This is a genomic window from Nocardioides sp. 503 (assembly GCF_004522095.1).
Lineage (GTDB): Bacteria > Actinomycetota > Actinomycetes > Propionibacteriales > Nocardioidaceae > Nocardioides.
The window spans coordinates 1,332,674-1,356,970 of sequence record NZ_SPUI01000003.1; the positions used below are offsets into that span (position 1 = coordinate 1,332,674).

A 24,297-nucleotide genomic window follows, 5' to 3' on the forward strand; every position below is an offset into this window, starting at 1 on the left:
TCGGGCGGAACGCTAGAGGTACATCCCGCCGGAGCTGCCCGGCCGAAGATCCTCGTCCTGCTGCGGCGCGGCGGCCTGCGGTGCCTGACCGCCCATGCCGGCCGGCAGCGCGCGGCGCATCTCCTCGAACTGGGCGCGGGCGGCCATCTGCTGGGCGTACATCGCGGTCTGGATGCCGTGGAACAGGCCCTCCAGCCAGCCGACGAGCTGGGCCTGGGCGATGCGCAGCTCCCCGTCGGAGGGGGTGGCGTCGTCGGTGAACGGCAGCGTGAGCCGGCCGAGCTCCTCGATCAGCTCGGGCGCGAGGCCCGCCTCCAGCTCCTTGATCGAGGCCTGGTGGATGTCCTTGAGCCGGTTGCGGCTGGCCTCGTCGAGCGGGGCGGACTTCACCTCCTCGAGCAGCTGACGGATCATGCTGCCGATCCGCATGACCTTCGCCGGCTGCTCGACGAGCTCGGTCAGCGGCCGCGCCGAGCCGCCGTCCTGCTCGCCGTCGTCGTCGGCGCCGTCCTCGCCGGCCTGGGCCAGGGCGGACGCCGGCAGCGTGCCGATCGGCTTCCCGTCGGGACCGACGATGACGACCTGCTGCTCCTGCTCGGTCTGCTCGCTCATGCAGGCCACCCTATGCGGCGGGTGGGCGGGACTTGCGGGGGGCAGTTTCCCCAAGGTATGCAGCCGAAGCGTCACTTCCCTCGGTGTGCAGCGGGCGGGAAGTGACGCCTTCCCTGCATACCTTGGGGAAACTGCCCGCGCCCGGCCCGGCTCAGACCGTCAGCACGATCTTGCCCATGTGCTCGCCCGACTCCATGAGGGCGTGGGCGGCGGCGGCGTCCTCGAGCGGCATGGTGCCGTGGACGATCGGGCGCACGAGCCCCTCGGCGACGAGCGGCCAGACGTGCTCGACGAGCGCGGCGCAGATGGCGGCCTTCTCGCCGACCGGCCGCGAGCGCAGCGAGGTCGCGATGACCGCGCCGCGCTTGCGCAGCAGCGCGTTGATGTCGAGCTCGCCCTTGCTGCCGCCCTGCATGCCGATGATCACCAGCCGCCCCTCGAGCGCGAGCGCGTCGACGTTGCGGCCGAGGTACTTGGCGCCCATGTTGTCGAGGACCACGTCCACGCCGGCGCCGTCGGTGGCGTCCTTGACGACCTCGACGAAGTCCTGGTCGCGGTAGTTGATCGTCACGTCGGCGCCCAGCGCGGCGCAGGCCGCGAGCTTGTCCGCCGTACCGCCCGTGGTGAGCACGCGCGCGCCGAGCCGGTGGGCCAGCTGGATCGCGAACGTCCCGATGCCGCCCGCGCCGCCGTGCACCAGGAGGCTCTCGCCGGGCTGGAGCCCCGCCACCATGAAGACGTTGGACCACACGGTCGCGGCGACCTCCGGGATCGCCGCCGCGGTCACGAGGTCCACGCCGGCGGGCACCGGCATGACCTGGCCGGCGGGTACGACGACGCGCGAGGCGTAGCCGCCGCCGGCGAGCAGGGCGCAGACCTCGTCGCCGACCGCCCAGCCCTCCACTCCCTCGCCGAGCGCCGCGACCGTGCCGCTGCACTCCAGGCCGATGATCTCCGAGGCCCCCGGGGGCGGCGGGTAGAAGCCCTGGCGCTGCAGGGTGTCGGCCCGGTTGACCGCGGTCGCAGCGACCGCGACGGCGATCTCACCGGGACCCGGCTCCACGTCGGGCACCTCGGAGACGGACAGGACCTCGGGGCCACCGGCTTCGGCGGCGATCACGGCGCGCATGCGGCCAGTCTGTCAGGCCTCGAAACGCTCGTCGGAGTGGTCGACGGCGCTGTCGTCGGGCACCGGCTCGTCGACGTCGAGCGGGTCGCGGAAGCCCGCCGGCCGGTCCCAGCCCTCGGCTAGCGCCTGGGCGAGCGCGGCCAGCCGCTCGACGCGCTCGGGGTCGGCGGTCCGGGAGCCGGCGGCGTAGCCGAGGAGGTAGGTGGTCACCGGCCCGGCCGTGCGCTCGACGTTGTCGATGGCGATGTCGCTCAGGTCCTTGAGCAGTCCTTCGTCGACCTCGGTCTCGATGTCGAGCACGTCGCAGAGCTCATCGATCCAGTCGTGGAGGTTCACGCCCCCAGACTCCCCAGTGACGCGCGAGGCCGCAACCCCCTTCCGGCGACCGGCTCCCGACCGGCCGGGGTCAGGAGAGGTCGCGCAGGTCCGACCAGGTGTCGACGTCGCGGTGCTCCTGGCCCACGGAGGCGACGGGGACGAGCTCGAGCGTCGAGAGCAGCCGGTGCAGCGGCAGGTCGTGCTGCTCCTCGTGACCGGGTCGCACGGCGTCGAGGCGGCCCACGTCGAGCACCAGCGCCAGCTGGCGCCGCCCGTCGGGGTCCACGAGCGCCGCCCCGTCCGCGGTGCCGGCGGCGGCGGCGGTGAGGAGGCGGCGGAAGGTGTGCGTGTCCAGGCGCGGCATGTCGACCGCCAGCACCGCGAGGTACGGCGTGCGGTGCAGGAGCGCGTCGCGCCCGGTGAGCAGCGCGGCGACCGGACCGCCGTAGCGGGGGGACTCGAAGGTGAACGTCACGGGCCGCTCGGTCGGGACCGGCTCGCCGACCACCACCAACTCGGTGGCGTCGATGACCGCGTCGATCGCGTGCGCGAGCAGGGTGCGCCCGGCGATCTCGACCGAGGCCTTGTCCACGCCGCCCAGCCGGGCCGCGCGGCCGCCCGCGAGGATCACCGCGCTGAAGGGGCTCAGGCCCGGGTCGACGTCCACGCGAGGAGTCTGTCACCGCCCGCCTCGCCGCCACGGTCGGCCGTGGCACTCTGGGGCGGTGACCTCGACCACCGCCGACGAGCTGCGCGTCGCCCTCGTGCAGGAGGCCGCGGGCCTCGACCCCGCGGGCAACCGCGACCGGCTGGAGGGGCTGACCCCGGCCGGGGCCGACCTCGTGGTGCTCCCGGAGGCCTTCGCCCGCGACTTCGGCGAGGCCGGCTCCGACGTCGGCCCCTTCGCCGAACCCGTGGACGGTCCGTTCGGGCGCGAGCTGGAGCGCGTGGCTGCCCTGCGCGAGACCACGCTGGTGGCCGGCATGTTCGAGGCCAGCGACGACCCGGCCCGCCCGTGGAACACCCTGCTGGTCCGGGGCGCAGCGACGGCGGCGTACCGCAAGGTGCACCTCTACGACTCCTTCGGCTACCGCGAGTCCGACCGGCTGCTGGCCGGGCCGGTCGAGCCGACCGTGGTCGAGGTCGGGAGCTTCTCGGTGGGCCTGCTGACCTGCTACGACCTGCGCTTCCCCGAGCTGGCGCGGGCGCTGGTGGACCGGGGGGCCGAGGTGCTCGTCGTGCCGGCCGCGTGGGTGGCCGGCGAGCGCAAGGTCGACCACTGGCGCACGCTCGTGCGCGCCCGGGCCATCGAGAACACCGTCTTCGTGGCGGCGGCCGGGCAGCCCGGGCCGCGCTACTCCGGCCACTCGCTGGTCGTCGACCCGCTCGGCGACGTGCTCGCCGAGGCGGAGGACGGGCCGGCCCTGCTCGAGGCGACCCTGAGCCGGTCCGTGCTGGACGCGGCCCGCCGGACCAACCCCTCCCTGGCCAACCGTCGTCTGTAGCCTGTTCCTCCGTGTCCAGGTCCGCCGCTCGTCGCCGCGCGCCCGACCCGCGCACCGGTTGGCGGGGCCGGGTCTCCGGCATCGGTGAGAGCCACCTGCCGGTCGGCGCCTTCCTCGCGCTCGTGGCCGTCGGGCTCGCCGCGCTGGTCGCCGGCGTGGTCACGGTGGGGCCTGACTGGCTGCCGGGCGTCGGCGCGGTCGTCGTCGCCAGCGCCTACTCGTGGGCGCTCGCCGCGCGCACCGGCGGCCGTCCGGTCGTCTACGGCAGCCTCGCGGTCGCCCTCGGCGTCGTGGTCCTGGTCAGCGACGAGGACTACCTGCGCACCGGCGCCGCCGTGATGACCTGCGTGGTGTCCTCCGTGCTGGGCGTGATGGCCACCGTGCCCGCCGTGCGGTTCGTCGAGGCGGCGCGCGAGTGCGTGATCGCGATCGGCATCGCCTGCGTCGGGGCGCTGGCCACCGTCGGCTTCGAGCCGACGATCACGGTGGTGGAGTTCGAGTACGCCACCTTCGGGCTGGGCCTCGTGGCGGCGTTCGCGGTCGTCTACCGGCTCGGCGCCGGCCTGCACGGTCTGGGGCGTCGCGGGGTCGCGATCGTGCTCGTCGGGATGCTCGTCCTGGCGGTGACGCTGCTCTACGCCGAGCTGCTGCGCCGCTACGGCACGCCGGGCCTGGTCGAGTCGCTGCTGGACGTCGTGCGCTGGAGCCGCGAGAACCTCGGCGCCTTCCCGCGCCCGATCGAGACCGTCCTCGGCATCCCGGCGCTCGCCTGGGGCTGCCACATGCGCGCGCGCCGGCGGCAGGGCTGGTGGGTCTGCGCGTTCGGCGTCGCCGCCACCTCCGCGGTGGCCAACTCGCTCGCCAACCCGGCCATCACGCTGCGCGAGAGCGGCCTGTCGGTGGTCTACGGGCTCGTGGCGGGGCTGCTCATCGGCTTCGTGGTGATCCGGGTCGACCTGCGCGTGACCGGCTCCGCCGGCCGCCGCAGCCGGCGCGCCGAGGAGGCCGCCGCCATCCGGCCGGAGCCGGCCCGCACCAGCGCGCTCCACTGACGCTCGCTGACTGGGGCATACCTGCCGGTAACGGCTAGCGTGCCGGGCATGGCCCGTGAACAGGTGACCGAGATCCTCGCCGAGATGGTGGCCAACGTGCTGTCCCTCACGGTCGCCCCCGGTGACACCGTGGCGCCCGGCGACACCGTCGTGCTGCTGGAGTCGATGAAGATGGAGATCCCCGTGCTGGTCGAGATGTCCGGCACCGTCCGGGCCGTGCGCGTCGCGCCCGGCGACGTCGTCCAGGAGGGCGACGTCCTCGTCGAGCTCACGCCCGACGCCTGAGCGACACGCCGTACTCGACGGGGATCCCTGCAGGCACGGCAGAGGGGGCGGGATTCGAACCCGCGGCTGACATCTCTGCCAGCGACCGCTTTCAAGGCGGTTCCGATCGGCCACTCCGGCACCCCTCCGTGCACGCCGAGGCGTACGGCGGGCAAGTCTAGGCCGCGCGGGGCCGGGCGAGGGTCGCGGCTACTCGGAGCCGCCGAGCTCGATCTCGACGTCGTCGTAGGCGAGGTCGTGCAGCCGCTGGACGTGGCGGCCGATGTCGACCAGCAGGCGCTTGCCCTCCACCCGCACCGCCTCGACGTCCGCGCTCTCGAGCACCCCGGGGCCGAGCGAGCCGAGGCGGGCGAGCAGCGCGTTGCGCTCGCGGAAGGCCGTGCCTCCCCGCGCGGCCAGCCACCCGTCGTCGGGGGAGCTGGTCTCGCCCACCAGGGCGTCGCGGACGACGGCGATGCGCTGGCGCACCACCCAGCGCCAGTTGCCGAGGGCCGCGCCCTCGCGACGGGGTGCGTCGAGCGCGGCGTCCAGGCCGCGCAGCGCGCTCGCCAGGCCAGGGGTGATCGCGGGCATGGCTGCCTCCCGGTGGTCCGGCGCGCGGTGGACTCCCGAGCATGGCCCCCCGCGCGGGTCCCGGCAAGACCGGGTGGGCGGCGAGTTGCGGTGTTGTGTTCAATTCTTCCCATGACCGCCGCCGAGACGTCCGACTATCGGCTCTCGCGCGCCTTCGCCGCCCGGTTCGTGGGCACCTACCTCGTCCTGCTCGCCGTGCTCATGTTCGTGGCGACCGCCGTGGTCGCCACCACCGGCTTCGTGACCCCCGACGCCCTGCTGGTGCTGCTGGTCGTGGGCGTGGTCGGGCTCGTCGTCCTGGGCTCCTGGCTGCGCTCGTCCTACGTCGTGCGGTTCGACCCGACCGGCTACCACGTGCGGATGATCCGCGGTGCCGGCGTCAAGCAGGCCTCCTGGAAGGAGGTCGAGGACGCCGGCACGGCCTCGCCCAGCGGCATCCCCTGCGCGGTGATCCGGCTGCGCGACGGCCGCAGCACCACGATCCCGATGCCCGCGCTCGAGGCCGACCGCGAGCAGTTCGTCCGCGACCTCGCCGGCTACCTCAACCGCGGTGAGGGCCTGCGCCCCCTCTGAGCCACGAAGGTCGGCCGCGGCGGCGTCGGGCGCGACAACCGGCCCGGGACCGGCGCCCGCTCAGCGAGCCGGGTCGAGGCTCGCGAGGAGGCGGACCATCCGGGTCTCGATGTCCTCGGGCCACGGAAACCGGGCGGCCACGGCCCGCTGGTGCGCCAGCCCGTGCAGGCCCAGCCACAGGGCGGTGGCATCGGCGCGGACGTCGGTGCTGAGCGACGTGCCGTCGGCGACGCACTCCGCGAGACCGGCGGCGAGCACCTCGAGCGCCTCGGCCCCGAGGGCGAGGACGCTGGCCTCGGTCAGGGAGTCGCCCCGGTCGGGGTCGGCGCGCCAGACGCCGCCGAACATCACGCGGTAGCGCGACGGGTGCTCCTCCGCGAACCTCAGGTAGCCGCCGCAGACCGCCTGCAGCCGAGCGGTGGGGCCGCCGCGCTCGGACTCCGCGGCCTCCGCGAGCCGGTGCCGCAGCATCTCGAAGGCCTCCTGGGCGACGGCGAGCAGGATCGCGGGCGGGTCCGGGAAGTGCCGGTAGATCGAGGGGGCGCTGATGCCGGCCCGCCGGGCCACGGCGCGCAGCGTCACGGCCTCCGCGGTGCCGGCCTCGTCCAGCACGGCGGCCGCGGCGGCCACGATCTCGTCGCGCAGCCGGTCGCCCTGGCCGCGGGGGTTCCGGGTGCGGGTGTGGCCCTCCGGAGGTGTGCTCACCCGGGCGACGCTAGCGGAGGCGGGGTGGGCGGCGGCACTCACGGGACGAGCACCACCTTGCCGCGCACCTGGCGCGACTCGGCGACGGTCATCGCCTCGCGCACGTCGACCAGCGGGTAGGTCGCCGCGACCTGGGGAGTGAGCGTGCCGTCGGCGAGCAGCGCCAGCACCGCGTGGATGTCGTCGCGGACGCGCGAGCGGAACCGGGCGGGACGGCGCAGGTGCCCGGACCAGAGGTCGTAGAAGGTGGCGCGCTTGCCGTTGGGCAGTGCGTTCCACGCCAGGACCTTGCCCAGCGCGGCCAGGAACGGCCCCCAGATCGAGCCGGTGCCCCGCACCTGGGTCGCGATGGCGTAGGCCACCAGCCTCCCGCCGGGGGCCAGGAGGTTCCAGGACCGGGTGAGGCTGTCTCCTCCGAGGTGGTCGAACACCGCGTCGACGCCCTGGGGCGCCAGGCCGCGCACGGTCTGGAACAGCTGCGGGTCGTCGTAGTCGACGGGGACGACCCCGAGGGCGCGGAGCGCGTCGTGGTGACGGGGGTGGGCGGTCCCGACGACCGTGACGCCGTGATGCACCGCCAGCTGCACCAGCGTGGTCCCCACGCCGCCGCTCGCGCCGTGGACGAGGATCGTCTCGCCGGGCGCGACGCGGGCGCTGCGGTGCAGCATCTGCCAGGCCGTGACGCCGTTGACGACGAGGGTCTCGACCTCGACGGGGTCCAGCTCACGAGGTACGACGACCAGGTCCCGGGCGTCGAGCGCGGCGTGGGTGGCCCAGCCGCCGGTCTTCGTCATCGCGGCCACCCGGGTGCCCACCAGCGTGGGGTCGACCCCGGGACCGGTGGCGGTGACGGTCCCCACCAGGTCGTAGCCCGGCACGAACGGGAACTTCGGCTGTCCGGGGTAGCGGCCGCGCCGCATGGACTGCTCGGCCATCGAGATCCCGGTGGCCTCGACGCTGACGAGGACCTCGCCCTTGTCGGGGACCGGCAGGTCGCGCGTCCGGATCTCGAGGCCGTCGGGCTCGACGACGCCGGGCAGGACGACCTCGGTCATGGTCGTGGTGGTCGTGGTGGGGCTCGCTGCGCTCTCGGACATGGGGGCCTCGTTCTTGGAGTGGGTTTACAAGCGTTAAGTTACACCCGTATATCCACCCTGCCAAGGGGCTAGCGAGGGACGAGCAGGTGCCGTTGGTGCTCGACGGCGAGGTCGCCCGCCAGGGCGAGCGCGCCCAGCACCTCCGAGCGCTCGCCGAGGGTCGAGGCGCGGACGACGACGCGCGCCGCGGCGGCCGGCTGCGCCCAGTGCTGCACCGCGGAGGCGACGTGCTCGGCGAGGAGCTCGTTGACCGAGGCGAGGTGGCCGCCGACCAGGAGCAGCCCGGGGTTCAGGACGGTCACGAGGCTGGCGAGCACCTGTCCGACGGTGCGGCCGGCGTCGGCCACCACGCGCACGGCGCCGGGGTGGCCCTCGCGGACCAGGCGGCCCAGCTCGTCGGCGTCCAGGTCGTCGCGCGTGACGGGGGCGAGGGCGCTCAGCAGCCGTGGCACGGAGACCACCGTCTCCAGGCAGCCGCGCGAGCCGCAGCGGCACAGGACCCCGGCGGGGTCGACCTGCACGTGCCCGATCTCGCCGGCAGTGCCGCCCTCGCCGCGGAACAGCCGCCCGCCGAGCACCAGCCCGGCGCCGATGCCGGTGGCGAGCTTGAGGTAGACCAGCGACCCGGACGTCGGCGAGGCGTCGCCGGTCGCTCCGGCGCCGTGTCGCTGCTCGCCGAGCGCCCCCAGGTTGGCGTCGTTCTCGACCACGAGCCGGGTGCCGCCCGGGTCGCCCCCGAGGTGGCCCCCCTGGTAGCCCAGCAGGTCGCCGAGCTCGACCCCGGGCTGGCGCCCGACCCACAGCGGGAAGATGTTGTTGTCGGCCACCCGTCCGGTGCGCTCGTCCAGGGGCACGGGGACCCCGACCACGGCGATGCGGACGTCGCCCAGGTCGTGCCCGGCCTCGGCGAGGGTCTCGCCGACCAGGGTCGCCGCGCGGCGCAGCGCGTCCTCCGGCTCCTGCGCCCGGGCCAGCGGCACGCACCGCTCGGCGAGCACCGGGCCCCGGACCTCGCCCACCGCGACGCGGATGTGGGTGTTGCCGATGTCGATGCCGGCGACGACCCCCTCCGGCGCCCGCAGGCTCAGCAGGTACGCCGGGCGGCCGCGCCGCCGCTCCTGGCGGGAGTCCGGCCGCTCGTCCAGGAGGCCCTCGGCGAGGAGCTCCTGGGTCAGCGCGGAGATCGCGGAGGACGACAGGCCGGTGCGCCGGCCGAGGTCGACGCGGCTGCCGGGGCCGTGCTCGCTGAGGGCGGCCAGCACCTGTCGTCGCCCGGCGCCGCGCCCGCGGGACGCCGTACCGAGTGGTGCCGGGGTGTCCTCAATTTGTCCGTTCACAGCATGAAATGTGGCAGAGAAAGGAGCACCCGGGAAGAGGTAGCGGCACTTCCTCCGGCAGTGCTCTAATGCCGCAGTGACGGTCGTCACGGCATCGGTAGATTCAGCCAGTTGAGCGAAGGAAACACAGCTCCCCATGAGACTTCAGCTTCTAACTCGGGCGACGGCGGCGACGCTGAGCCTCGCCACCGCGACGGCCCTCGTCGCCCTGCTCCCCCTCGCGCCCGCGACCGCGGTCGACCCCGACCTCGCGCAGCTGGGCACCATCACCGCTTCGGCGTCCCAGGACGACCAGGACGGGGCGTTCCCGGCCGAGAAGGCCATCGACGGCGACCCCGCCACGCGGTGGGCCAGCGGCAACGGCCCCGACGACGTCGACGCGGTGTTCACCGCGGACCTGACCTCCGACCTCGGACGGGTCGCGACCGTCTCGTCGGTGGAGCTGTCGTGGGAGGCCTCCTACGCCACGGCCTACGACGTGCAGGTGGCGACGGCCGACCCGCAGGAGCCGGCCAGCTGGACCACCGCGTTCTCGACCACGACCGGTGACGGAGCCCAGGACGTCGTCACCCTCGACGCCCCGACGCCTGCCCGCTACGTGCGGGTCGCGATGAAGAAGCGCTCGGCGGCCACCTGGGACTCGCCGCGCCTGCACTACTACGGCTACTCGCTCTACACCTTCGCGATCCGGGGCAGCTTCTCCAAGCCGCTGGTCAACCTCGGCGCCCCGGCCAGCGTGCCGGCCGGTGCCACCGCGACCATCCCGGTCCGCCTCTCCAACGCCTCCGAGACCGAGGAGACCGTCCGCGTCCGCACGGAGGGCGGCACGGGCGTCGCCGGCACCGACTACACGGCCGTCGACGAGGTCGTCACGTTCGCACCCGGCGACACCGAGGAGACCGTCGACGTGGCCACGACCAGCCGCGGCGCGCTCGCTCCGCGCCGTACGGTCCAGCTCACGCTCAGCGAGCCGTCGCCCGGCATCGACACCGGCGCCCGCACGAGCACGACGCTGACGATCACCCCCACCGGCGCGCTGCCTGAGTCGGGCTCGCAGCAGGTCCTCCAGGGCTTCGAGGACGGCGTGCCCGCCGGCTACACGACCTGGGCCAGCCGCGACGAGGTCAAGCCCGTCCTCACCGCGGTCGTCGATGACACCGTGCCGGGCGCGGCGACCGACAACCACGTCCTGGTCGCCACCGTCGGCGGCGAGCCCACGGGCGCCGACTGGTTCGGCTTCACCAACGACACCGCCGCCACCGACTGGAGCGACCAGGACGGCTTCCGGTTCTGGTTCCTCGGCACCGGCTCGGGCAAGCGCCTCAGCTTCGAGCTCAAGAGCGACGGCAAGATGTTCGACCAGGACGTCACGGACGACAGCGTCGGCTGGCGACGCATCTCGGTGCTCTTCTCCGACCTGCGGGTCAAGGGCAACCACGCCTCCGAGGTCCGGTTCACCCCCCACGCCTCGACCGGCTTCGCGGTGACCCTCACCGGACTGGGCCAGGGCGCCTGGCGCTTCGACGACATCGCGCTCTTCGAGCGGGCGGTGCTCGTCGACGACTACGAGACCCCGGTCGCCGTCGGCTCGACCGACGACCCCGTCGGCTACTTCACCTGGAAGGGCTCCGAGGCCACCACCATCACCCTGGGCCGGGAGCCTCAGGAGCGCGGTGACGTCGTGGACAACGACGTCCTGTCCGGCACCTACGACATCCCGACCGGGAGCTACGGCGGCTTCAGCAAGAACCTGCCCGACTCCCAGGACTGGAGCAGCTTCCGCGGCCTCCGCTTCTGGTGGTACGCCTCGCAGGCCAGCAACCCCGCCTCCCCGACCGCCGGCGCCGACATCGCCGTCGAGGTCAAGGACGGCGGACCCGACGGCGAGCACTCCGAGCTGTGGCGCGCCACCTTCAAGGACCGCTGGGGCTCGGCCGACAGCCGGTGGAAGCTGGTGGAGCTGCCCTTCTCCTCGTTCACGCCGAGCGCCTACCAGCCCGGGTCGCCGGAGACCAAGAACGGCACCTTCGACCTCACCAGCTCCTGGGGATTCGCGCTGACCTTCGCGCCAGGCACGACCGCACCCGTGCGGTGGGCCGTCGACGACGTGGAGCTCTACGGCACCCCGGCCACCGCCGGCACGGTCGCCGTGGCCCCGACCCAGGACGTGACGCTGGTCGACGCCGGCGACACCGCCGCGGTCACGCTGCGGCTCACCACCACGACCGGGGAGCCCCTGGCCTCGCCGGTCGAGCTGACCTGGTCCACCGGCGCCGGCAGCGCCGTCGCCGGCACCGACTACGAGGCGACGTCCGGGACGGTCACGTTCCCGGCCGGCTCGGAGTCCGGCGCCACCCAGGTCGTGGAGGTGAGCACCCTGGCCCGCGACGGCGCCTCGGAGGCGCTCGACGTCCCGATCGACCTGACCGGCACCGGGGTCGCCCTGCCGGAGACGCGGACCCGGGTGGTCATCAACGCCCACGGTCTGCCCTACCTCGACGACACGCTGCCGACCGATCAGCGCGTGGCCGACCTGCTGGGTCGCATGACGCTCGAGGAGAAGGCCGGCCAGATGGCCCAGGCCGAGCGCCTCGGGCTCGACAGCCCCGACCAGGTCGCCGACCTGGGTCTCGGCTCGATCCTCTCCGGCGGTGGCTCGACCCCCGCGGCCAACACGCCCGAGGCGTGGGCGGCCATGATCGACGGCTTCCAGCGCCAGGCGCTCTCCACCCGGCTCCAGGTGCCGCTGGTCTACGGCGCGGACGCCGTCCACGGCCACAGCAACGTCAAGGAGGCGACGATCTTCCCGCACAACGTGGGGCTCGGCGCGACCCGCGACCCCGCGCTGGTCGAGGAGATCGGTCGGGCCACGGCCTCGGAGACCCGGACCACCGGCGTCAACTGGGCCTTCGCCCCGTGCGTCTGCGTCAGCCGCGACGAGCGCTGGGGCCGCGCCTACGAGTCGCTGGGCGAGGACCCGGCACTCGTGCGCGCCTTCTCCCGCTCGGCCATCGTCGGTCTGCAGGGCGAGGACCCCACCGACATCACCGGCGCCGACGAGGTGCTGGCCTCCGCCAAGCACTGGGCCGGTGACGGCGGGACGACCTACGACCCGTCCAAGATCGGCAACGGCTACCCCATCGACCAGGGCCTGACGCAGGCCTCGTCGATGGCGGAGTTCCGCCGGCTGCACGTCACGTCGTACGAGCCGGCCGTGGAGGCCGGCGTCGGCACGATCATGCCGTCGTACTCCGGGGTCTCGATCAACGGCGGCCCCGACGTCCGGATGCACGAGAACACCGAGCTCAACACCGGTGTCCTCAAGGGCGAGATGGGCTTCCAGGGCTTCCTGATCAGCGACTGGGAGGGCATCGACAAGCTGCCGGGCGGCACCTACGCCAACAAGGTGGAGCGCTCGATCGGCTCGGGCCTCGACATGGCGATGGCGCCGTACAACTTCGGCGCGTTCATCGACGCGGTCACCGCCGGTGTCACCGCCGAGCGGATCCCCGCGGCGCGCGTCGACGACGCCGTCACCCGGATCCTCACCGAGAAGATGGACCTCGGCCTCTTCGAGCAGCCGTTCACCGACGCCTCGCAGCGCGACGCGTTCGGCGGCGAGGCGCACCGCGCCACCGCCCGCCGGGCCGCCGCGGAGTCGCAGGTGCTGCTGCGCAACGAGGGCTCCCTCCCGCTGGCCCACACCGGCAAGCTGTACGTCGCCGGCTCCAACGCCGACGACCTCGGTAACCAGATGGGTGGCTGGACCATCTCCTGGCAGGGCGGGTCGGGCAACACCATGACGACCGGCACCACCATCCTCGAGGGCATCCGCCAGGGCGCCCCCGACCTGGACGTGACGTACTCCAAGACGGCGACCGAGCCGACCGCGGGCTACGACGCGGGCCTGGTCGTCGTGGGCGAGACGCCCTACGCCGAGGGTCAGGGCGACGTGGGCAACAACGGCAAGTCCTTGACCCTGTCGGCGGCCGACCGCGCCGCCGTGGCCACGGTCTGCGGCGCGATCGAGACCTGCACCGTCGTGGTCGTCTCCGGACGCCCCCAGGTGCTCGGCGCCGAGCTCGCGCAGGCCGACGCGGTCGTCGCGTCGTTCCTGCCGGGCAGCGAGGGCACCGGCGTCGCCGACGTCCTGCTCGGTGACGTGCCCTTCACCGGGCAGCTGCCGCTGACCTGGCCGGCCTCGACCGACCAGGTGCCGGTCAACGTCGGTGACGCCACCTACGACCCGGCCTTCGCCTACGGCTGGGGCCTGCGCACGGACGTCCCGCGCGAGCGGCTCGGCGACCTGGTCGCCGAGCTGGACGGTGAGGCTGCCGCCGCCGGCCAGGCGCTCCTCGACGCCCCGGTGTGGGACGAGGACGGCGCGATCGACGACGCGGCCGCGGCCTGGCCGCTGCTGACCGAGCTCGCCGAGGCGCTGGCCGGCACCGACGACGCCACGCTGCCCCGCGCCGCGACCGCGGTGTCCCTGGCGCGCGACCTCGCCCAGGCCGCCGTCGTGGCGGGCACCACGGGCGTCGCCGACGGTGCCGCCCAGCGCGGCATCGCCGACGCCGAGCACCTGGTGTGGACCGGCGACGCCGCCGGCGCGGTGGAGCTGCTCGGCGAGGTGGCGGGCGTGGAGCCGGGCGGTGAGCCGACCGCGGTCACGTCGACCTCCGCCCCGGTGGTGCGCGGCACCCCCGTCGCGGGCGGCCGGCTGAGCGCCACTCCGGGGGCGTGGTCGGTGGCGGGCGTGGCCACGACGTACCAGTGGCTGCGCGACGGTGCCGTCGTGCCCGGCGCGACCGGGTCGACGTACCGCCTCGGTGCGGCCGACGTCGGTCACCGGCTCTCGGTCCGGGTGACCGCCACCGCAGAGGGCTACCTGCCGGGGACGGCGACGTCCGCGGCGACCGGGGCGGTGCGCAAGGCCCGTCCGGTCGTCACCGTCAGGGTCTCGGACCGCACCCCGCGTCCGGGTGCCCGACCGACGGTCCGGGTCCGGGTGTCGAGCCCGGCTGCCGCCCAGCCGACCGGGCGGGTCGTGGTCCGCTACGCCGGTCGCGTGCTGCGGGTCAACCTCACCGCGCGGGGCAACGGGGTCGCCACGGTGCGGCTGCCGGGACGACCGAGGGGCGCCTACCGCGTCCAGGTGTCCTACACGCCCACCGGCCAGTCCGCGCGCGTGCTGACGGCGGCCACGGCGCAGGTGGTCAGGGTCGTCGTCCGCTGACGTCACCCTCCGTCAACGGCGTCGTCCCCTCGGGGGCGGCGCCGTTCGCCGTTCCGGGGCACCTCGAGGAGGAGCGCTCGTGGTGCGCCGCTCGCATCCTCCGCCGGACCGCGCTGGCTTCACGAGAAAGAAGAAGCCCCAGGTCAAGGAGCTGACCTGGGGCTTCTCGCTGCGGTGCGCCTGTAGGGATTCGAACCCCAAACCTTCTGATCCGTAGTCAGATGCTCTATCCGTTGAGCTACAGGCGCGGGACGCTCACCGAGGCGAACGACTGCACGAGGATAGCCGACCACCCGGGGCATCTGGAAATCACCCCGAGGCGCACCACGGTGGAGAAGCGCTGAAGCCGTGTGGGACAGTGCGATGCATCCACCAGGCGGGACCACGCGCCCGCGCCGACGGCAGTTCCACGAGAGGGAGCCAGGCAGAGATGGCAGATGTTGAGGCGGCCCTGGAGGCTGCCGGACTGACCAACCCCCACGTCCTCGAGTACGTCCGCCACTACGCGGACCTCACCGGGGCCGAGCGCGTCGAGGTCGTCAGCGCCGCCGACGACGCCCGCCTGATCCAGGAGTCGCTGGACGCCGGCGAGCTCCAGCAGGCCGGCGAGGGGCGCTACTACTCGCGCAGCTACCACAAGGACACCGCCCGCTCCGAGGAGCGCACGATCGTCGCGACCAACGACGAGAAGGACAAGGGCGTCTACAACAACTGGCGCCCCGCCTCGGAGATGAAGCCGCTCCTGCACGACCTCATGCGCGGGCAGTCGGCCGGCAAGACCATGTACGTGATCCCGTACCTGATGTCGCCCCCCGGCAACGACCTCGCGCCCTGGGCGGCCGGCGTCCAGCTTACCGACACCCGCACCGTCGTGCTGCACATGATCCGGATGTCGCGTGTGGGTCCTCACTTCCTCAATGACCTCGAGGACCCCTCGCACTTCGTGCGCGCCGTCCACGTGACCGGCGACCTGGAGAACCTCGGTCAGGGCACCCCCGACGACAAGCGCTACTTCGTGACCGTCGCCGACGAGCGCACGATCCTGCACTTCGGCTCGTCGTACGGCGGCAACGCGCTGCTGGGCAAGATCGCCCACGGTCTGCGCCAGGGCGCCTACGACGGCTGGGCGTCGAAGAAGTTCCTCGCCGAGCAGTACATGCTGATCGGGATCCACGACAAGGAGACCGGCACCGACTACCACATCTGCGGTGGCTTCCCGAGTGCCTCGGGCAAGACCAACCTCGCGATGATGCTGGCCCCGGACGTGCTCGGCGAGCGCTACCACGTCTCGTTCTACGGCGACGACATCGCGTGGCTGTGGGTCGACGAGAGCACCGGCCGGCTCATGGGCATGAACCCCGAGTACGGCGTGTTCGGCGTCGCCAAGGACACCAACGAGAAGACCAACCCCACCGCGCTCGCGTCGCTGGACGAGGGCACCAAGACGATCTTCACGAACGTCGCCTACAACCCGCAGTCCGGCGAGGTCTGGTGGGAGGGCCGCACCAAGCAGCCGCCGGCCGACACGAGCGGCTGGCTCGACTGGACGGGCGCGCCCATCGCGGACCGCAAGGACGAGGACGAGAGCCCCTGGGCCCACCCCAACAGCCGGTTCACCACGACGCTGGACAACGTGCCCAACATCGCCGCCGACTACGACGCCGCGCCGGGCGTGCCGATCGACGCGATCATCTTCGGCGGCCGCACCCGCGACCGGGAGCCGCTGATCCGGGCCATCCACGACCTGGCCGAGGGCGTCTACGACGGCCTGACGCTCGGCGCGGAGGCGACCTCGGCGGCGGAGGGCAAGGAGGGCGTGCTGCGCTACGACCCGATGTCCAACCGCCCGTTCATGGCCTACGGGGAGGGCGACTACGCCCAGCACTACCTCGACGTCGTGGGCGCGGCCACCGACCAGCCGATCTTCGCCCACGTCAACTGGTTCCAGCGCGACCCCGAGGACGGCCATTTCCTGTGGCCCGGCTACCGCGACAACCTGCGCCCGCTGCTGTGGCTGCTCCAGCTGCGCAACGGCGAGGTCACCGGCCGCCAGACCCCCGTGGGCATCATCCCGACCGAGGAGGAGCTCAACCTCGAGGGCGTGGAGATCACCCCGGAGGACCTGGCGACCATCCTGACGATCGACAAGCCCCGCTGGCAGCAGGAGATGACCCACCGCGCCGAGCACCTGGAGCTGTTCGACCGCATGCCCGAGGCGATCTGGGAGGCCCACCGCCGCGTGGCCGGCGCCCTGGAGCGCGACGAGGCCTGACGCACCACCCGACGGCCCGGATCCCCTGTGACGGCAGGGGTCCGGGCCGTCGTCGTACGCATTGATCGTTCCAATATGTGAACCCGGCGGCCCGGGTTAGCCTCGCCCCACCCATCTCGTCGGGCAATGGAGCCGGACGACACAGCACACTCCACGACACCTTCGTCGACACGCTCGACGACGCGGCGCTCTCGGCCCCCGGCTGCGGCGACGTGCAAGGCGCGAGAGGGACATCAGGCATGACAGCCGACACGCACACCCCTACCCAGACCACGGCGACCGACACCGCCCCCACCACCCACCAGGGCATCCTCGACTTCGTCGCCGAGGTGGCTGCCATGACGCAGCCCGACCGCATCCACTGGTGCACCGGCTCCGACGAGGAGTGGACCGAGCTGACCGCAGCCCTCGTCTCGACCGGCACGTTCACCCAGCTCAACCCCGCGATCAAGCCCAACTCCTTCTACGCCGCCTCCGACCCGATCGACGTCGCGCGTGTCGAGGACCGCACCTACATCTGCTCGGTCGACGAGAAGGACTGCGGGCCCACCAACAACTGGATGGCGCCCGAGGAGATGAAGGGCATCATGCGCGGCCTGTACGACGGCTGCATGAAGGGCCGGACGATGTACGTCATCCCCTTCGTCATGGGCCACCTCGAGGCCGAGAGCCCGATGTTCGGCGTCGAGCTGACCGACTCCGCCTACGTCACCGCCTCGATGCGCGTCATGTCCCGCATGGGCAGCAACGTCCTGGCCCGCATGGAGGAGCTGGACGCCTCCTTCGTCCAGGCCGTCCACTCCGTCGGCCACCCGCTGGCCGAGGGCCAGGCCGACGTCCGGTGGCCGTGCAACGACACCAAGTACATCGTGCAGTTCCCCGAGGAGCGCGCGATCTGGTCCTACGGCTCCGGCTACGGCGGCAACGCGCTGCTCGGCAAGAAGTGCTACGCGCTGCGCATCGCCTCGGTGATGGCCCGCGACGAGGGCTGGCTCGCCGAGCACATGCTCATCCTCAAGCTCACGAGCCCGACCGGCGTCAAGAAGTACATCGCCGCCGCCTTCCCGAGCGCCTGCGGCAAGACCAACCTCGCCATGCTCCAGCCCACCGTGCCGGGCTGGACCGTCGAGACCCTCGGCGACGACATCGCGTGGATGCGCATCGGTGCCGACGGCAGGCTCTGGGCGGTCAACCCCGAGTTCGGCCTGTTCGGCGTGGCTCCGGGCACCAACGAGCACACCAACCCCAATGCGATGAAGACCATCAACAAGGGCAACTCGGTCTTCACCAACGTCGCGCTCACCGAGGACGGCGACATCTGGTGGGAGGGGCTGGAGAACCCGCCGGCCAAGGCGACGTCGTGGAAGGGCGAGCCGTGGACGCCCGACAGCGACGAGCTGTCCAGCCACCCCAACAGCCGCTACTGCACCCCGATCAAGCAGTGCGACATCCTCGCGCCCGAGTACGACGACCCCCGCGGCGTCCCGATCGACGCCATCCTCTTCGGCGGCCGACGCAAGACCACGATCCCGCTGGTCTTCGAGGCCCGCGACTGGACCCACGGCACCTTCCTGGGCGCGACGCTCTCGAGCGAGACCACCGCGGCCGCGGTCGGCCAGGTCGGCGTCGTGCGCCGCGACCCGATGGCCATGCTGCCGTTCATCGGCTACAACGCCGGCGACTACTTCAGCCACTGGATCAACGTCGGCAAGGACAACGACGCCTCCAAGCTGCCGCGGATCTTCTACGTCAACTGGTTCCGCCGCGACGACGAGGGCGGCTTCCTGTGGCCCGGCTTCGGCGAGAACAGCCGGGTCCTCAAGTGGGTCGTCGAGCGCATCGACGGCCAGGCCGCGGCGGTCGAGACCCCGATCGGCCACGTGCCGGCGCCGGGGTCGCTCGACGTCGAGGGGCTGGACATGAGCGAGGCCGCGCTCGAGCAGGCCCTCGCGGTCGACCCGGAGGAGTGGAAGGCCGAGATCCCGCAGATCCAGGAGTGGTTCGAGAAGTTCGGCGACGACCTGCCGGCCGTGCTCTGGACCGAGCTGGACGGCCTCAAGGCCCGCCTGGGCGTCTGAGGCGAGCAGCACACCGCGCGACCGCAGGCCCCGCCCCCTCGGCGGGGCCTGCGTGATTTGTGGGACGATCCTGTGGCTCGGGGGAGCAGAGTCGGTGGGTGGGCCGAAAGGGGAGCACGGTGGCGAGCTACGGTCCCGACGAGCGCGCGGTCTTCGAGACGGCGTCCGCGAGCCTCTTCGAGGCGATCCTCGCCCAGGGCGGCATCCCGGCCGACGACGGCCGGATCGCGGCCGGCTCCGAGCAGCGGCCGGCGTTCGACCTGCTCGTCGAGCTGGGGCTCGTGCAGCACGACCAGGAGTCCGACACCTGGCTGCCGGAGGATCCCACGAGCGTCCAGTCGCGCATCGTGTCGCCGCTGAGCCAGGAGGGCGCCCAGCTCCTGGAGGAGTCCTCGCAGTGGGCCAAGGCCTTCGGCGGGCTCGCGCAGAGCTGGCGGCGCTCGCCGATGTCGTCGGCGCGCGGCCCCTTCACCCACATCCACGACGAGGCCATCGGTCCCTTCCTCACCGGGCTGGTCGCCGAGTGCGAGGACGAGGTGCTGACGGCGCAGCCCCAGACGGGCCGCGACGCCCAGTCGCTGGCCGCCGCCGCCCTGCGCGACACCCAGATGCTCGAGCGCGGCACCAAGATGCGCACGCTCTACCAGCACAGCGCCCGCCGCAGCTCCATCACGCACAAGTACGTCGCCGCCGTGACCGCCCGCGGCGCCGAGGTGCGTACCCTCGACGAGTTCTTCAACCGGATGCTGGTCTTCGACCGACGGATCGCGGTGATCCCGGGCCGTGAGGACCTGCGCGCCGCGATCGCGATCCGCGAGCCCTCGGTCGTGGCCTACCTCGTCGACATCTTCGAGCGGGCGTGGGAGCGGGCCCGGCCGTTCACCAACCGCGACGCGACCATGATGAAGGACATCGCGGCCGAGCAGCGCGCCATGACGATCCGGATGCTCATCGAGGGTCACTCCGACCCGGTCAGCGCGAAGCGGCTGGGGGTCTCGCCACGCACCTACGCCGGCTACGTGGCCGACCTCAAGGAGGAGTACGAGGCCGAGACGCGCTTCCAGCTGGGCTACACCATGGGCCAGCAGGGCGTCTCGGGCAGCGAGCCCCCCGACGGCGGCGGCTGAGCCGGACCCTGGCTCGCCCGGGGTGCGTCGTGGTGGAATGCAGCGAGGGCGGTGACTCGAGTCTGGATCGAGTCACCGCCCTCACCTTCGTTGAGACCGGCCGGGGGGTGGCACGGGGGCCCAACAAGTGGGGGGATGGTTGGGCCCGGGTCTCAAGTTCTGGGGGTCGTGCTGGTCGTGCCGGTGGTGCGGGTCAGCGCGCGGTGCGGCAGTAGCCGCCGCAGCCCCAGCTGGTGTCCTTGGCCTGCGCGGGGGCGGAGACGCCGAGGAGGCCGACCGACAGGGCGGAGGCCGCGACGAGGATGCCGAGCTTGCGAGCGATGTTCATGGGGTTCCCACCTTCATTCTCGTAGGGCCCACGGAATGGCCCTGAGAAGGAGTCTGGTCGCTCGCAGCGTCCAGGCGTGAGGGATGGGTTGGTTCATAAATGTGCATTGCAGAATGCTGCAATGCAGGTCTGTGCATCGCCGGGCCCCCGAGGCGCGCGGGTGTCCCATCGCCGGGTGACCCTCCGTCGTGCGAGAGAAGGTACCCGACGAAGCGCAGGATGAGCGCCGCCACGACGGGGAAGGTTCCGGCGCGAGCCGGCCTGTCCGGTTTGGCCGGGACCGGGACCGGGACCGGGACCGGCCAGGGCTGCACGCACGACACCCGGGCCCACGTCTCCGTGGGCCCGGGTGCGGCCGGTGCCCGAGGCACCACATGGCGGAGGCGGAGGGATTTGAACCCTCGATGGGGTTGTAGCCCCAAACCCGCTTAGCAGGCGGGCGCCATAGACCGGACTAGGCGACGCCTCCTCCGCGTCCCAGGCGGACCTGGAACAGCCTGCACAGGCTACAAGGACGCCCAGCCGCAGGACGAATCACCCCTCGGGCGAGTCGTGCGGCGCGGCGGCCTCAGTCCCGGGGCTTGGTCATGCGCGCCAGGAGCGGGGTCGCGAGGGCGTCGGGCAGGTGGGTGCCGAGCTCGGCCTGGATCCGGTTGCTGAACGAGCCCGCGACCACGCTGGAGCGCCCGGCCATGAGCGCCTCGAAGCCGTCGTGGGCGACGGTGGCGGCATCGTCCTTGTTCTCCATCTGGCCGATCTTGGTGTCCTCCATGTCGGCGCGGGAGAAGAACTCGGTCTCGGTGGGCCCAGGCATCAGGGAGGTCACGGTCACGCCGGTGTCCTTGAGCTCCTCGCGGATGCCCTCGGCGAAGGAGTGCACGAACGCCTTCGAGGCGGCGTACGTCGAGTGGTAGGGACCCGGGGCGACCGCCGCGATCGAGGAGGTGATGAGGATCCGACCGGCGCCGCGGGCCACCATGTCGGGCAGCAGCAGCTTGGCCAGGTGCACCGTCGAGCGGACGTTGAGGTCGACGAGGTTCAGCTCGGCCTCCAGCGACGACTCGTGGAAGGGCCCGTTGACCCCGACGCCGGCGTTGAGGGCCACCGCGTCGACCGGGCGGCCCTGGTCGCGGACGACCCGGGCGAGCTCCTCGACGCCCGCGGCCGTGGCGAGGTCGACCTGGACGGGGGTCACGGTGCGCCCGCCCCGGCCCAGCTCGGCGGCGGCCTCGTGGATGGCGGCCTCGTCGGCGGCGATGACGACGTCGAAGTCGTGCTCGACGAACTCCGCCGCGAGGGCGCGGCCGATGCCGGTGGAGGCGCCGGTGACGACGGCCAGGGGGGCGTAGGTGTCGGTGGTCATGGGCGGCCGGTAACCCGGGGGCGGCGTTCCATCCCCGGGCGCGGCGTCAGTCCGGGAACGAGCGCTTCCGGGCGGTGTCGAAGCCGTGCTCCAAGGCCCAGCGGGTCGCCTGGCTGCGCCGGTTCACACCGATCTTGGCGTAGGCGGTGCGGATGTAGGTCTTCACCGAGTTGACGCTGAGGTAGGCCGTGGCCGCGATCTCGTGGTTGCTCAGCCCCTTGGCGATCAGCGCCATCATCTCCGCCTCGCGCGGGCTCAGCCCGAACTCGCTGCCGGGCTGCACCGGGTCGGACTCCAGCGCGTCGACGTCGGCGGCCGGCACGACCCTCTCACCGGCCTGGATCGCATCCAGCGCGTCGATGAGCTCGAGCGCGCTGAGCGACTTGGGGACGTAGCCCGAGGCGCCGTCCGCCAGCGCCCGCTCCACGGCGCGCGGGTCGGTGCTGGAGCTGAAGACCACGACGCGCGGTCCTCCGGGGCGCACCAGGTCCACGATGTCGACGCCGTCTCCGGGCACGTAGCCGAAGGTGTCCAGGAGGACCACGTCCACGTCGGAGACGACGGTCTCCTGGTTGTCGAGCTCCACCACCTCGACCCGGTCGGGGTACGGCGCGAACATCGCCGCGAGACCCAGCACGACGAGCTCGTAGTCGTTGACGATCGCCAGGCGCAACGGCCGGGGAGCAGCAGCGGTCACGGTCGGCTCGTTCCTGGGGACGGGGAGGAGGTCCGACCATAACGCGGCCCGACCCGTCGTCACTCGGACGCGAGGTCGACGGGGCGCCCGAGCAGGGGAGCCACCATGGTGCGGATCGCCGGCGACGGGCGCAGGCCCAGCTCGGAGGCGAGCAGCCGGCGGTACCCGTCGTACTGGCGCAGCGCCTCGGCGTGGTTGCCCTCGGCGAGGTGGACCGCGATCACGCTGCGGTGGGCGCTCTCGCGCAACGGCTCGGACTCCACCGCGCCCAGCCCCGCGCTGAGCGCATCCGTGTAGCGAGCGCGCTGGCGCAAGGCCTCGGACGAACGTTCGAGCGCATGGAGCCGTTTCTGACGGAAGCTCTCCTGGGCCACCTGGAGCCAGTCGTCGTGCCAGCCGGGCAGGAGGTCCCGGGTGAGCGCGGTGAGGTCGACCAGGGAGTCGGCGGGCGGCGAGTCGTGCGCACACAGCAGGCGGGCCTGCTCCTCGGCCTCCCACAGGTCGACGCGCACGTCCTCGGCGAGCCGCACCGTGGTGGCCGTGCAGGTGACGAGGGTGCGACCTCGCGGGCGCGGCAGGCGCCAGAGCACCGATCGGAGGCTGGACGCGGCGCGGGCGGGCGGCGTCTCGGGCCACAGGCGCTCGGCGAGGGCGGTGCGCTGCGTCGGCCGCCCGCGCTGCACGACCGCCAGCTTCGCCAGGAGGCGCTGGGCCGGAGCCGCGACGTGCAGCACCTCGCCGGCGAAGCTGACCTCGAAGTCCTCGAGCAGGCCCAGGCGCACGTAGGGGTGTTCCACCGCTTCCACCGCTTCCACCGCGCCTCCCGCCTCTCGTCGCTCCCGACCTTCGGCAGGTGCCCACGCCCCGCGGCTCCCGTCTCACCCGACGGGGTGATTCGCGTCGAACCGGTCGCGAGACGGTGACGCTCGTGGGACGCGCGGCCGCACGTCGGACGTCACGATCCGGCGCACAGGTCGACCCACGGGCCGATCCACGCGCCGACCCACGGGCCGGACACGAGCGGCCGGAAGGGTCGTGGTCATCGGGAGCGATCGGCGCCCCCGCTCCGGAAGGACAGTCATGTTCCGACACAGCATCGAGCTGCAGAACGACGTCAAGCCCGACCGCCCGGACGCGCTGTTCGCGGCGAAGATCCAGGAGCTGGTCGGTGGCCAGTTCGGCGAGATGACCGTGATGATGCAGTACCTCTGGCAGGGCTGGAACTGCCGCATCCCCGGCAAGTACAAGGACATGCTCCTCGACATCGGCACCGAGGAGATCGGCCACGTGGAGATGCTCGTGACCCTCATGGCCCGCCTGCTCGAGGGAGCCCCCTCCGAGACCCAGGCCGAGGCTGCCGCGGCGAACCCGGCGCTCGCCGCCGTCCTCGGCGGGCAGAACGTCCAGCACGCGATCGTCACCGGCGGGGCGGCCATGCCCACCAACAGCCAGGGCGTCCCGTGGAACGGCGGCTACATCGTCGCGAGCGGGAACCTGCTCGCCGACTTCCGCAGCAACGTCGCCGCCGAGGCGCAGAGCCGCCTCCAGACCGCGCGCGTCTACCAGATGACCGACGACGCGGGGGTCAAGGAGACGCTGAAGTTCAACCTCGGCCGCGACACCTTCCACCAGCAGCAGTGGCTGCTCGGCATCGAGCAGCTCATCGAGGACGGCTACACCGACGGCCTCGAGGACTCGCTCAAGGAGGAGGAGGACAAGGACGCCGCCCGGACCTACTACAGCTTCCACGAGGGCAGCACCGCCCACGAGGGTCGGTGGGCCCAGGGCAACACGCTCATCGGGAACGAGGAGATCCGCTTCGAGGAGGGACGCCCGCTCTCGGACGACATCAACGACATCCCGGCGCCCGACCCCCTGCTGTTCGCGACCTACGACGGCCACAAGGGCCCCGGCAAGCCGGGGACCGCCGGCGGTGCCTATGTCCAGGGCGCGGAGAACCTGCTGTCGAAGGCCAAGGACGCCCTCACGCCCAACGACTGACGCCGCCCG

Annotated in this window: 21 protein-coding genes and 3 tRNA genes; 9 read left to right on the forward strand and 15 right to left on the reverse strand. The window is 72.8% G+C overall.

Annotation, left to right across the window (positions count from 1 at the left end; translation table 11 throughout):
* Window positions 1-12 precede the first annotated feature (12 nt).
* The 4 genes from E4622_RS13475 to E4622_RS13490 all read right to left on the reverse strand — a co-directional run bounded on the left by E4622_RS13475 (window position 13) and on the right by E4622_RS13490 (window position 2,726).
* Entirely contained in the window at window positions 13-612 is a 600-nt protein-coding gene (locus E4622_RS13475) for a bacterial proteasome activator family protein (protein ID WP_134740659.1), read from the reverse strand.
* A 151-nt stretch (window positions 613-763) separates the two neighbouring features.
* Window positions 764-1,741, reverse strand: a complete 978-nt coding sequence (locus E4622_RS13480) for an NAD(P)H-quinone oxidoreductase (protein WP_134740660.1) — start codon at window positions 1,739-1,741, stop codon at window positions 764-766.
* Between the two features lie 12 nt (window positions 1,742-1,753).
* Window positions 1,754-2,077, reverse strand: coding sequence for a DUF6457 domain-containing protein (locus E4622_RS13485; protein ID WP_134740661.1), 324 nt, complete (start codon window positions 2,075-2,077; stop codon window positions 1,754-1,756).
* Between the two features lie 70 nt (window positions 2,078-2,147).
* On the reverse strand, window positions 2,148-2,726 hold the full coding sequence (locus tag E4622_RS13490) for an NTP transferase domain-containing protein (protein WP_134740662.1): 579 nt from the start codon (window positions 2,724-2,726) through the stop codon (window positions 2,148-2,150).
* A 58-nt stretch (window positions 2,727-2,784) separates the two neighbouring features.
* Here E4622_RS13490 and E4622_RS13495 point away from each other — a divergent pair, with 58 nt between their 5' ends.
* From E4622_RS13495 to E4622_RS13505, 3 genes are read left to right on the forward strand one after another with little or no spacing between them, the layout of a single operon-like run.
* Window positions 2,785-3,564, forward strand: coding sequence for a carbon-nitrogen hydrolase family protein (locus E4622_RS13495; RefSeq protein WP_134740663.1), 780 nt, complete (start codon window positions 2,785-2,787; stop codon window positions 3,562-3,564).
* Between the two features lie 11 nt (window positions 3,565-3,575).
* Window positions 3,576-4,616 carry a hypothetical protein gene (locus E4622_RS13500; RefSeq protein ID WP_134740664.1) on the forward strand — a complete coding sequence of 347 codons (1,041 nt, stop codon included), beginning with the start codon at window positions 3,576-3,578 and terminating at the stop codon, window positions 4,614-4,616.
* Window positions 4,617-4,664: 48 nt separating this feature from the next.
* Window positions 4,665-4,901 (forward strand): biotin/lipoyl-binding carrier protein, encoded by a 237-nt coding sequence (locus tag E4622_RS13505; RefSeq protein ID WP_134740665.1) that lies wholly within the window; start codon window positions 4,665-4,667, stop codon window positions 4,899-4,901.
* Between the two features lie 39 nt (window positions 4,902-4,940).
* Here E4622_RS13505 and E4622_RS13510 read toward each other — a convergent pair.
* A tRNA-Ser gene (locus E4622_RS13510) sits at window positions 4,941-5,029 on the reverse strand.
* 61 nt (window positions 5,030-5,090) lie between these two features.
* On the reverse strand, window positions 5,091-5,474 hold the full coding sequence (locus E4622_RS13515) for a hypothetical protein (RefSeq protein WP_134740666.1): 384 nt from the start codon (window positions 5,472-5,474) through the stop codon (window positions 5,091-5,093).
* A gap of 111 nt (window positions 5,475-5,585) precedes the next feature.
* Between E4622_RS13515 and E4622_RS13520 the strand changes: the two genes are divergently transcribed.
* Window positions 5,586-6,047 (forward strand): hypothetical protein, encoded by a 462-nt coding sequence (locus tag E4622_RS13520; RefSeq protein ID WP_134740667.1) that lies wholly within the window; start codon window positions 5,586-5,588, stop codon window positions 6,045-6,047.
* Between the two features lie 60 nt (window positions 6,048-6,107).
* Here E4622_RS13520 and E4622_RS13525 read toward each other — a convergent pair whose 3' ends face one another.
* The 3 genes from E4622_RS13525 to E4622_RS13535 form a co-directional block, all read right to left on the reverse strand.
* Window positions 6,108-6,752 carry a TetR/AcrR family transcriptional regulator gene (locus E4622_RS13525; protein WP_209021905.1) on the reverse strand — a complete coding sequence of 215 codons (645 nt, stop codon included), beginning with the start codon at window positions 6,750-6,752 and terminating at the stop codon, window positions 6,108-6,110.
* A 38-nt stretch (window positions 6,753-6,790) separates the two neighbouring features.
* On the reverse strand, window positions 6,791-7,849 hold the full coding sequence (locus E4622_RS13530; protein WP_134740669.1) for a medium chain dehydrogenase/reductase family protein: 1,059 nt from the start codon (window positions 7,847-7,849) through the stop codon (window positions 6,791-6,793).
* A 68-nt stretch (window positions 7,850-7,917) separates the two neighbouring features.
* The gene (locus E4622_RS13535; protein ID WP_167736073.1) at window positions 7,918-9,186 is read right to left on the reverse strand and encodes an ROK family transcriptional regulator; all 1,269 of its coding nucleotides are present in this window, start codon (window positions 9,184-9,186) and stop codon (window positions 7,918-7,920) included.
* A gap of 136 nt (window positions 9,187-9,322) precedes the next feature.
* On the opposite strand from E4622_RS13535, the gene E4622_RS13540 reads away from it, so the two are divergent.
* Window positions 9,323-14,422, forward strand: coding sequence for a glycoside hydrolase family 3 N-terminal domain-containing protein (locus E4622_RS13540; protein ID WP_134740671.1), 5,100 nt, complete (start codon window positions 9,323-9,325; stop codon window positions 14,420-14,422).
* 175 nt (window positions 14,423-14,597) lie between these two features.
* Here E4622_RS13540 and E4622_RS13545 read toward each other — a convergent pair.
* Window positions 14,598-14,670, reverse strand: a tRNA-Arg gene (locus E4622_RS13545).
* 182 nt (window positions 14,671-14,852) lie between these two features.
* Between E4622_RS13545 and E4622_RS13550 the strand changes: the two genes are divergently transcribed.
* The 3 genes from E4622_RS13550 to E4622_RS13560 all read left to right on the forward strand — a co-directional run bounded on the left by E4622_RS13550 (window position 14,853) and on the right by E4622_RS13560 (window position 19,899).
* Window positions 14,853-16,694: a phosphoenolpyruvate carboxykinase (GTP) gene (locus E4622_RS13550; RefSeq protein ID WP_134740672.1), complete on the forward strand. Its 1,842-nt coding sequence runs from the start codon at window positions 14,853-14,855 to the stop codon at window positions 16,692-16,694.
* Window positions 16,695-16,933: 239 nt separating this feature from the next.
* Entirely contained in the window at window positions 16,934-18,772 is a 1,839-nt protein-coding gene (locus E4622_RS13555) for a phosphoenolpyruvate carboxykinase (GTP) (protein WP_134740673.1), read from the forward strand.
* Window positions 18,773-18,891: 119 nt separating this feature from the next.
* Window positions 18,892-19,899, forward strand: coding sequence for a LuxR family transcriptional regulator (locus tag E4622_RS13560; protein WP_134740674.1), 1,008 nt, complete (start codon window positions 18,892-18,894; stop codon window positions 19,897-19,899).
* 193 nt (window positions 19,900-20,092) lie between these two features.
* Here the strand turns inward: E4622_RS13560 and E4622_RS23340 are convergent, their stop codons facing one another.
* The 5 genes from E4622_RS23340 to E4622_RS13580 all read right to left on the reverse strand — a co-directional run bounded on the left by E4622_RS23340 (window position 20,093) and on the right by E4622_RS13580 (window position 23,084).
* Window positions 20,093-20,227 (reverse strand): hypothetical protein, encoded by a 135-nt coding sequence (locus E4622_RS23340; RefSeq protein ID WP_264674222.1) that lies wholly within the window; start codon window positions 20,225-20,227, stop codon window positions 20,093-20,095.
* 375 nt (window positions 20,228-20,602) lie between these two features.
* Window positions 20,603-20,696 (reverse strand) — tRNA-Ser (locus E4622_RS13565).
* 99 nt (window positions 20,697-20,795) lie between these two features.
* Window positions 20,796-21,590 (reverse strand): SDR family NAD(P)-dependent oxidoreductase, encoded by a 795-nt coding sequence (locus tag E4622_RS13570; protein ID WP_134740675.1) that lies wholly within the window; start codon window positions 21,588-21,590, stop codon window positions 20,796-20,798.
* 46 nt (window positions 21,591-21,636) lie between these two features.
* Window positions 21,637-22,287, reverse strand: coding sequence for a response regulator transcription factor (locus E4622_RS13575; RefSeq protein ID WP_245156008.1), 651 nt, complete (start codon window positions 22,285-22,287; stop codon window positions 21,637-21,639).
* 59 nt (window positions 22,288-22,346) lie between these two features.
* On the reverse strand, window positions 22,347-23,084 hold the full coding sequence (locus E4622_RS13580; protein ID WP_167736074.1) for a BTAD domain-containing putative transcriptional regulator: 738 nt from the start codon (window positions 23,082-23,084) through the stop codon (window positions 22,347-22,349).
* A gap of 283 nt (window positions 23,085-23,367) precedes the next feature.
* On the opposite strand from E4622_RS13580, the gene E4622_RS13585 reads away from it, so the two are divergent.
* The gene (locus E4622_RS13585) at window positions 23,368-24,288 is read left to right on the forward strand and encodes a manganese catalase family protein (protein ID WP_134740677.1); all 921 of its coding nucleotides are present in this window, start codon (window positions 23,368-23,370) and stop codon (window positions 24,286-24,288) included.
* Window positions 24,289-24,297: the final 9 nt, after the last annotated feature.

Bases quoted from the DNA above. Each gene is read 5' to 3' on its own strand.
- E4622_RS13475 (WP_134740659.1), bottom strand. From the start codon at position 612: ATGAGCGAGCAGACCGAGCAGGAGCAGCAGGTCGTCATCGTCGGTCCC.
- E4622_RS13480 (WP_134740660.1), bottom strand. From the start codon at position 1,741: ATGCGCGCCGTGATCGCCGCCGAAGCCGGTGGCCCCGAGGTCCTGTCC.
- E4622_RS13505 (WP_134740665.1), top strand. From the start codon at position 4,665: ATGGCCCGTGAACAGGTGACCGAGATCCTCGCCGAGATGGTGGCCAAC.
- E4622_RS13515 (WP_134740666.1), bottom strand. From the start codon at position 5,474: ATGCCCGCGATCACCCCTGGCCTGGCGAGCGCGCTGCGCGGCCTGGAC.
- E4622_RS13520 (WP_134740667.1), top strand. From the start codon at position 5,586: ATGACCGCCGCCGAGACGTCCGACTATCGGCTCTCGCGCGCCTTCGCC.
- E4622_RS13530 (WP_134740669.1), bottom strand. From the start codon at position 7,849: ATGTCCGAGAGCGCAGCGAGCCCCACCACGACCACCACGACCATGACC.
- E4622_RS13540 (WP_134740671.1), top strand. From the start codon at position 9,323: ATGAGACTTCAGCTTCTAACTCGGGCGACGGCGGCGACGCTGAGCCTC.
- E4622_RS13550 (WP_134740672.1), top strand. From the start codon at position 14,853: ATGGCAGATGTTGAGGCGGCCCTGGAGGCTGCCGGACTGACCAACCCC.
- E4622_RS13555 (WP_134740673.1), top strand. From the start codon at position 16,934: ATGACAGCCGACACGCACACCCCTACCCAGACCACGGCGACCGACACC.
- E4622_RS23340 (WP_264674222.1), bottom strand. From the start codon at position 20,227: ATGAACATCGCTCGCAAGCTCGGCATCCTCGTCGCGGCCTCCGCCCTG.
- E4622_RS13570 (WP_134740675.1), bottom strand. From the start codon at position 21,590: ATGACCACCGACACCTACGCCCCCCTGGCCGTCGTCACCGGCGCCTCC.
- E4622_RS13585 (WP_134740677.1), top strand. From the start codon at position 23,368: ATGTTCCGACACAGCATCGAGCTGCAGAACGACGTCAAGCCCGACCGC.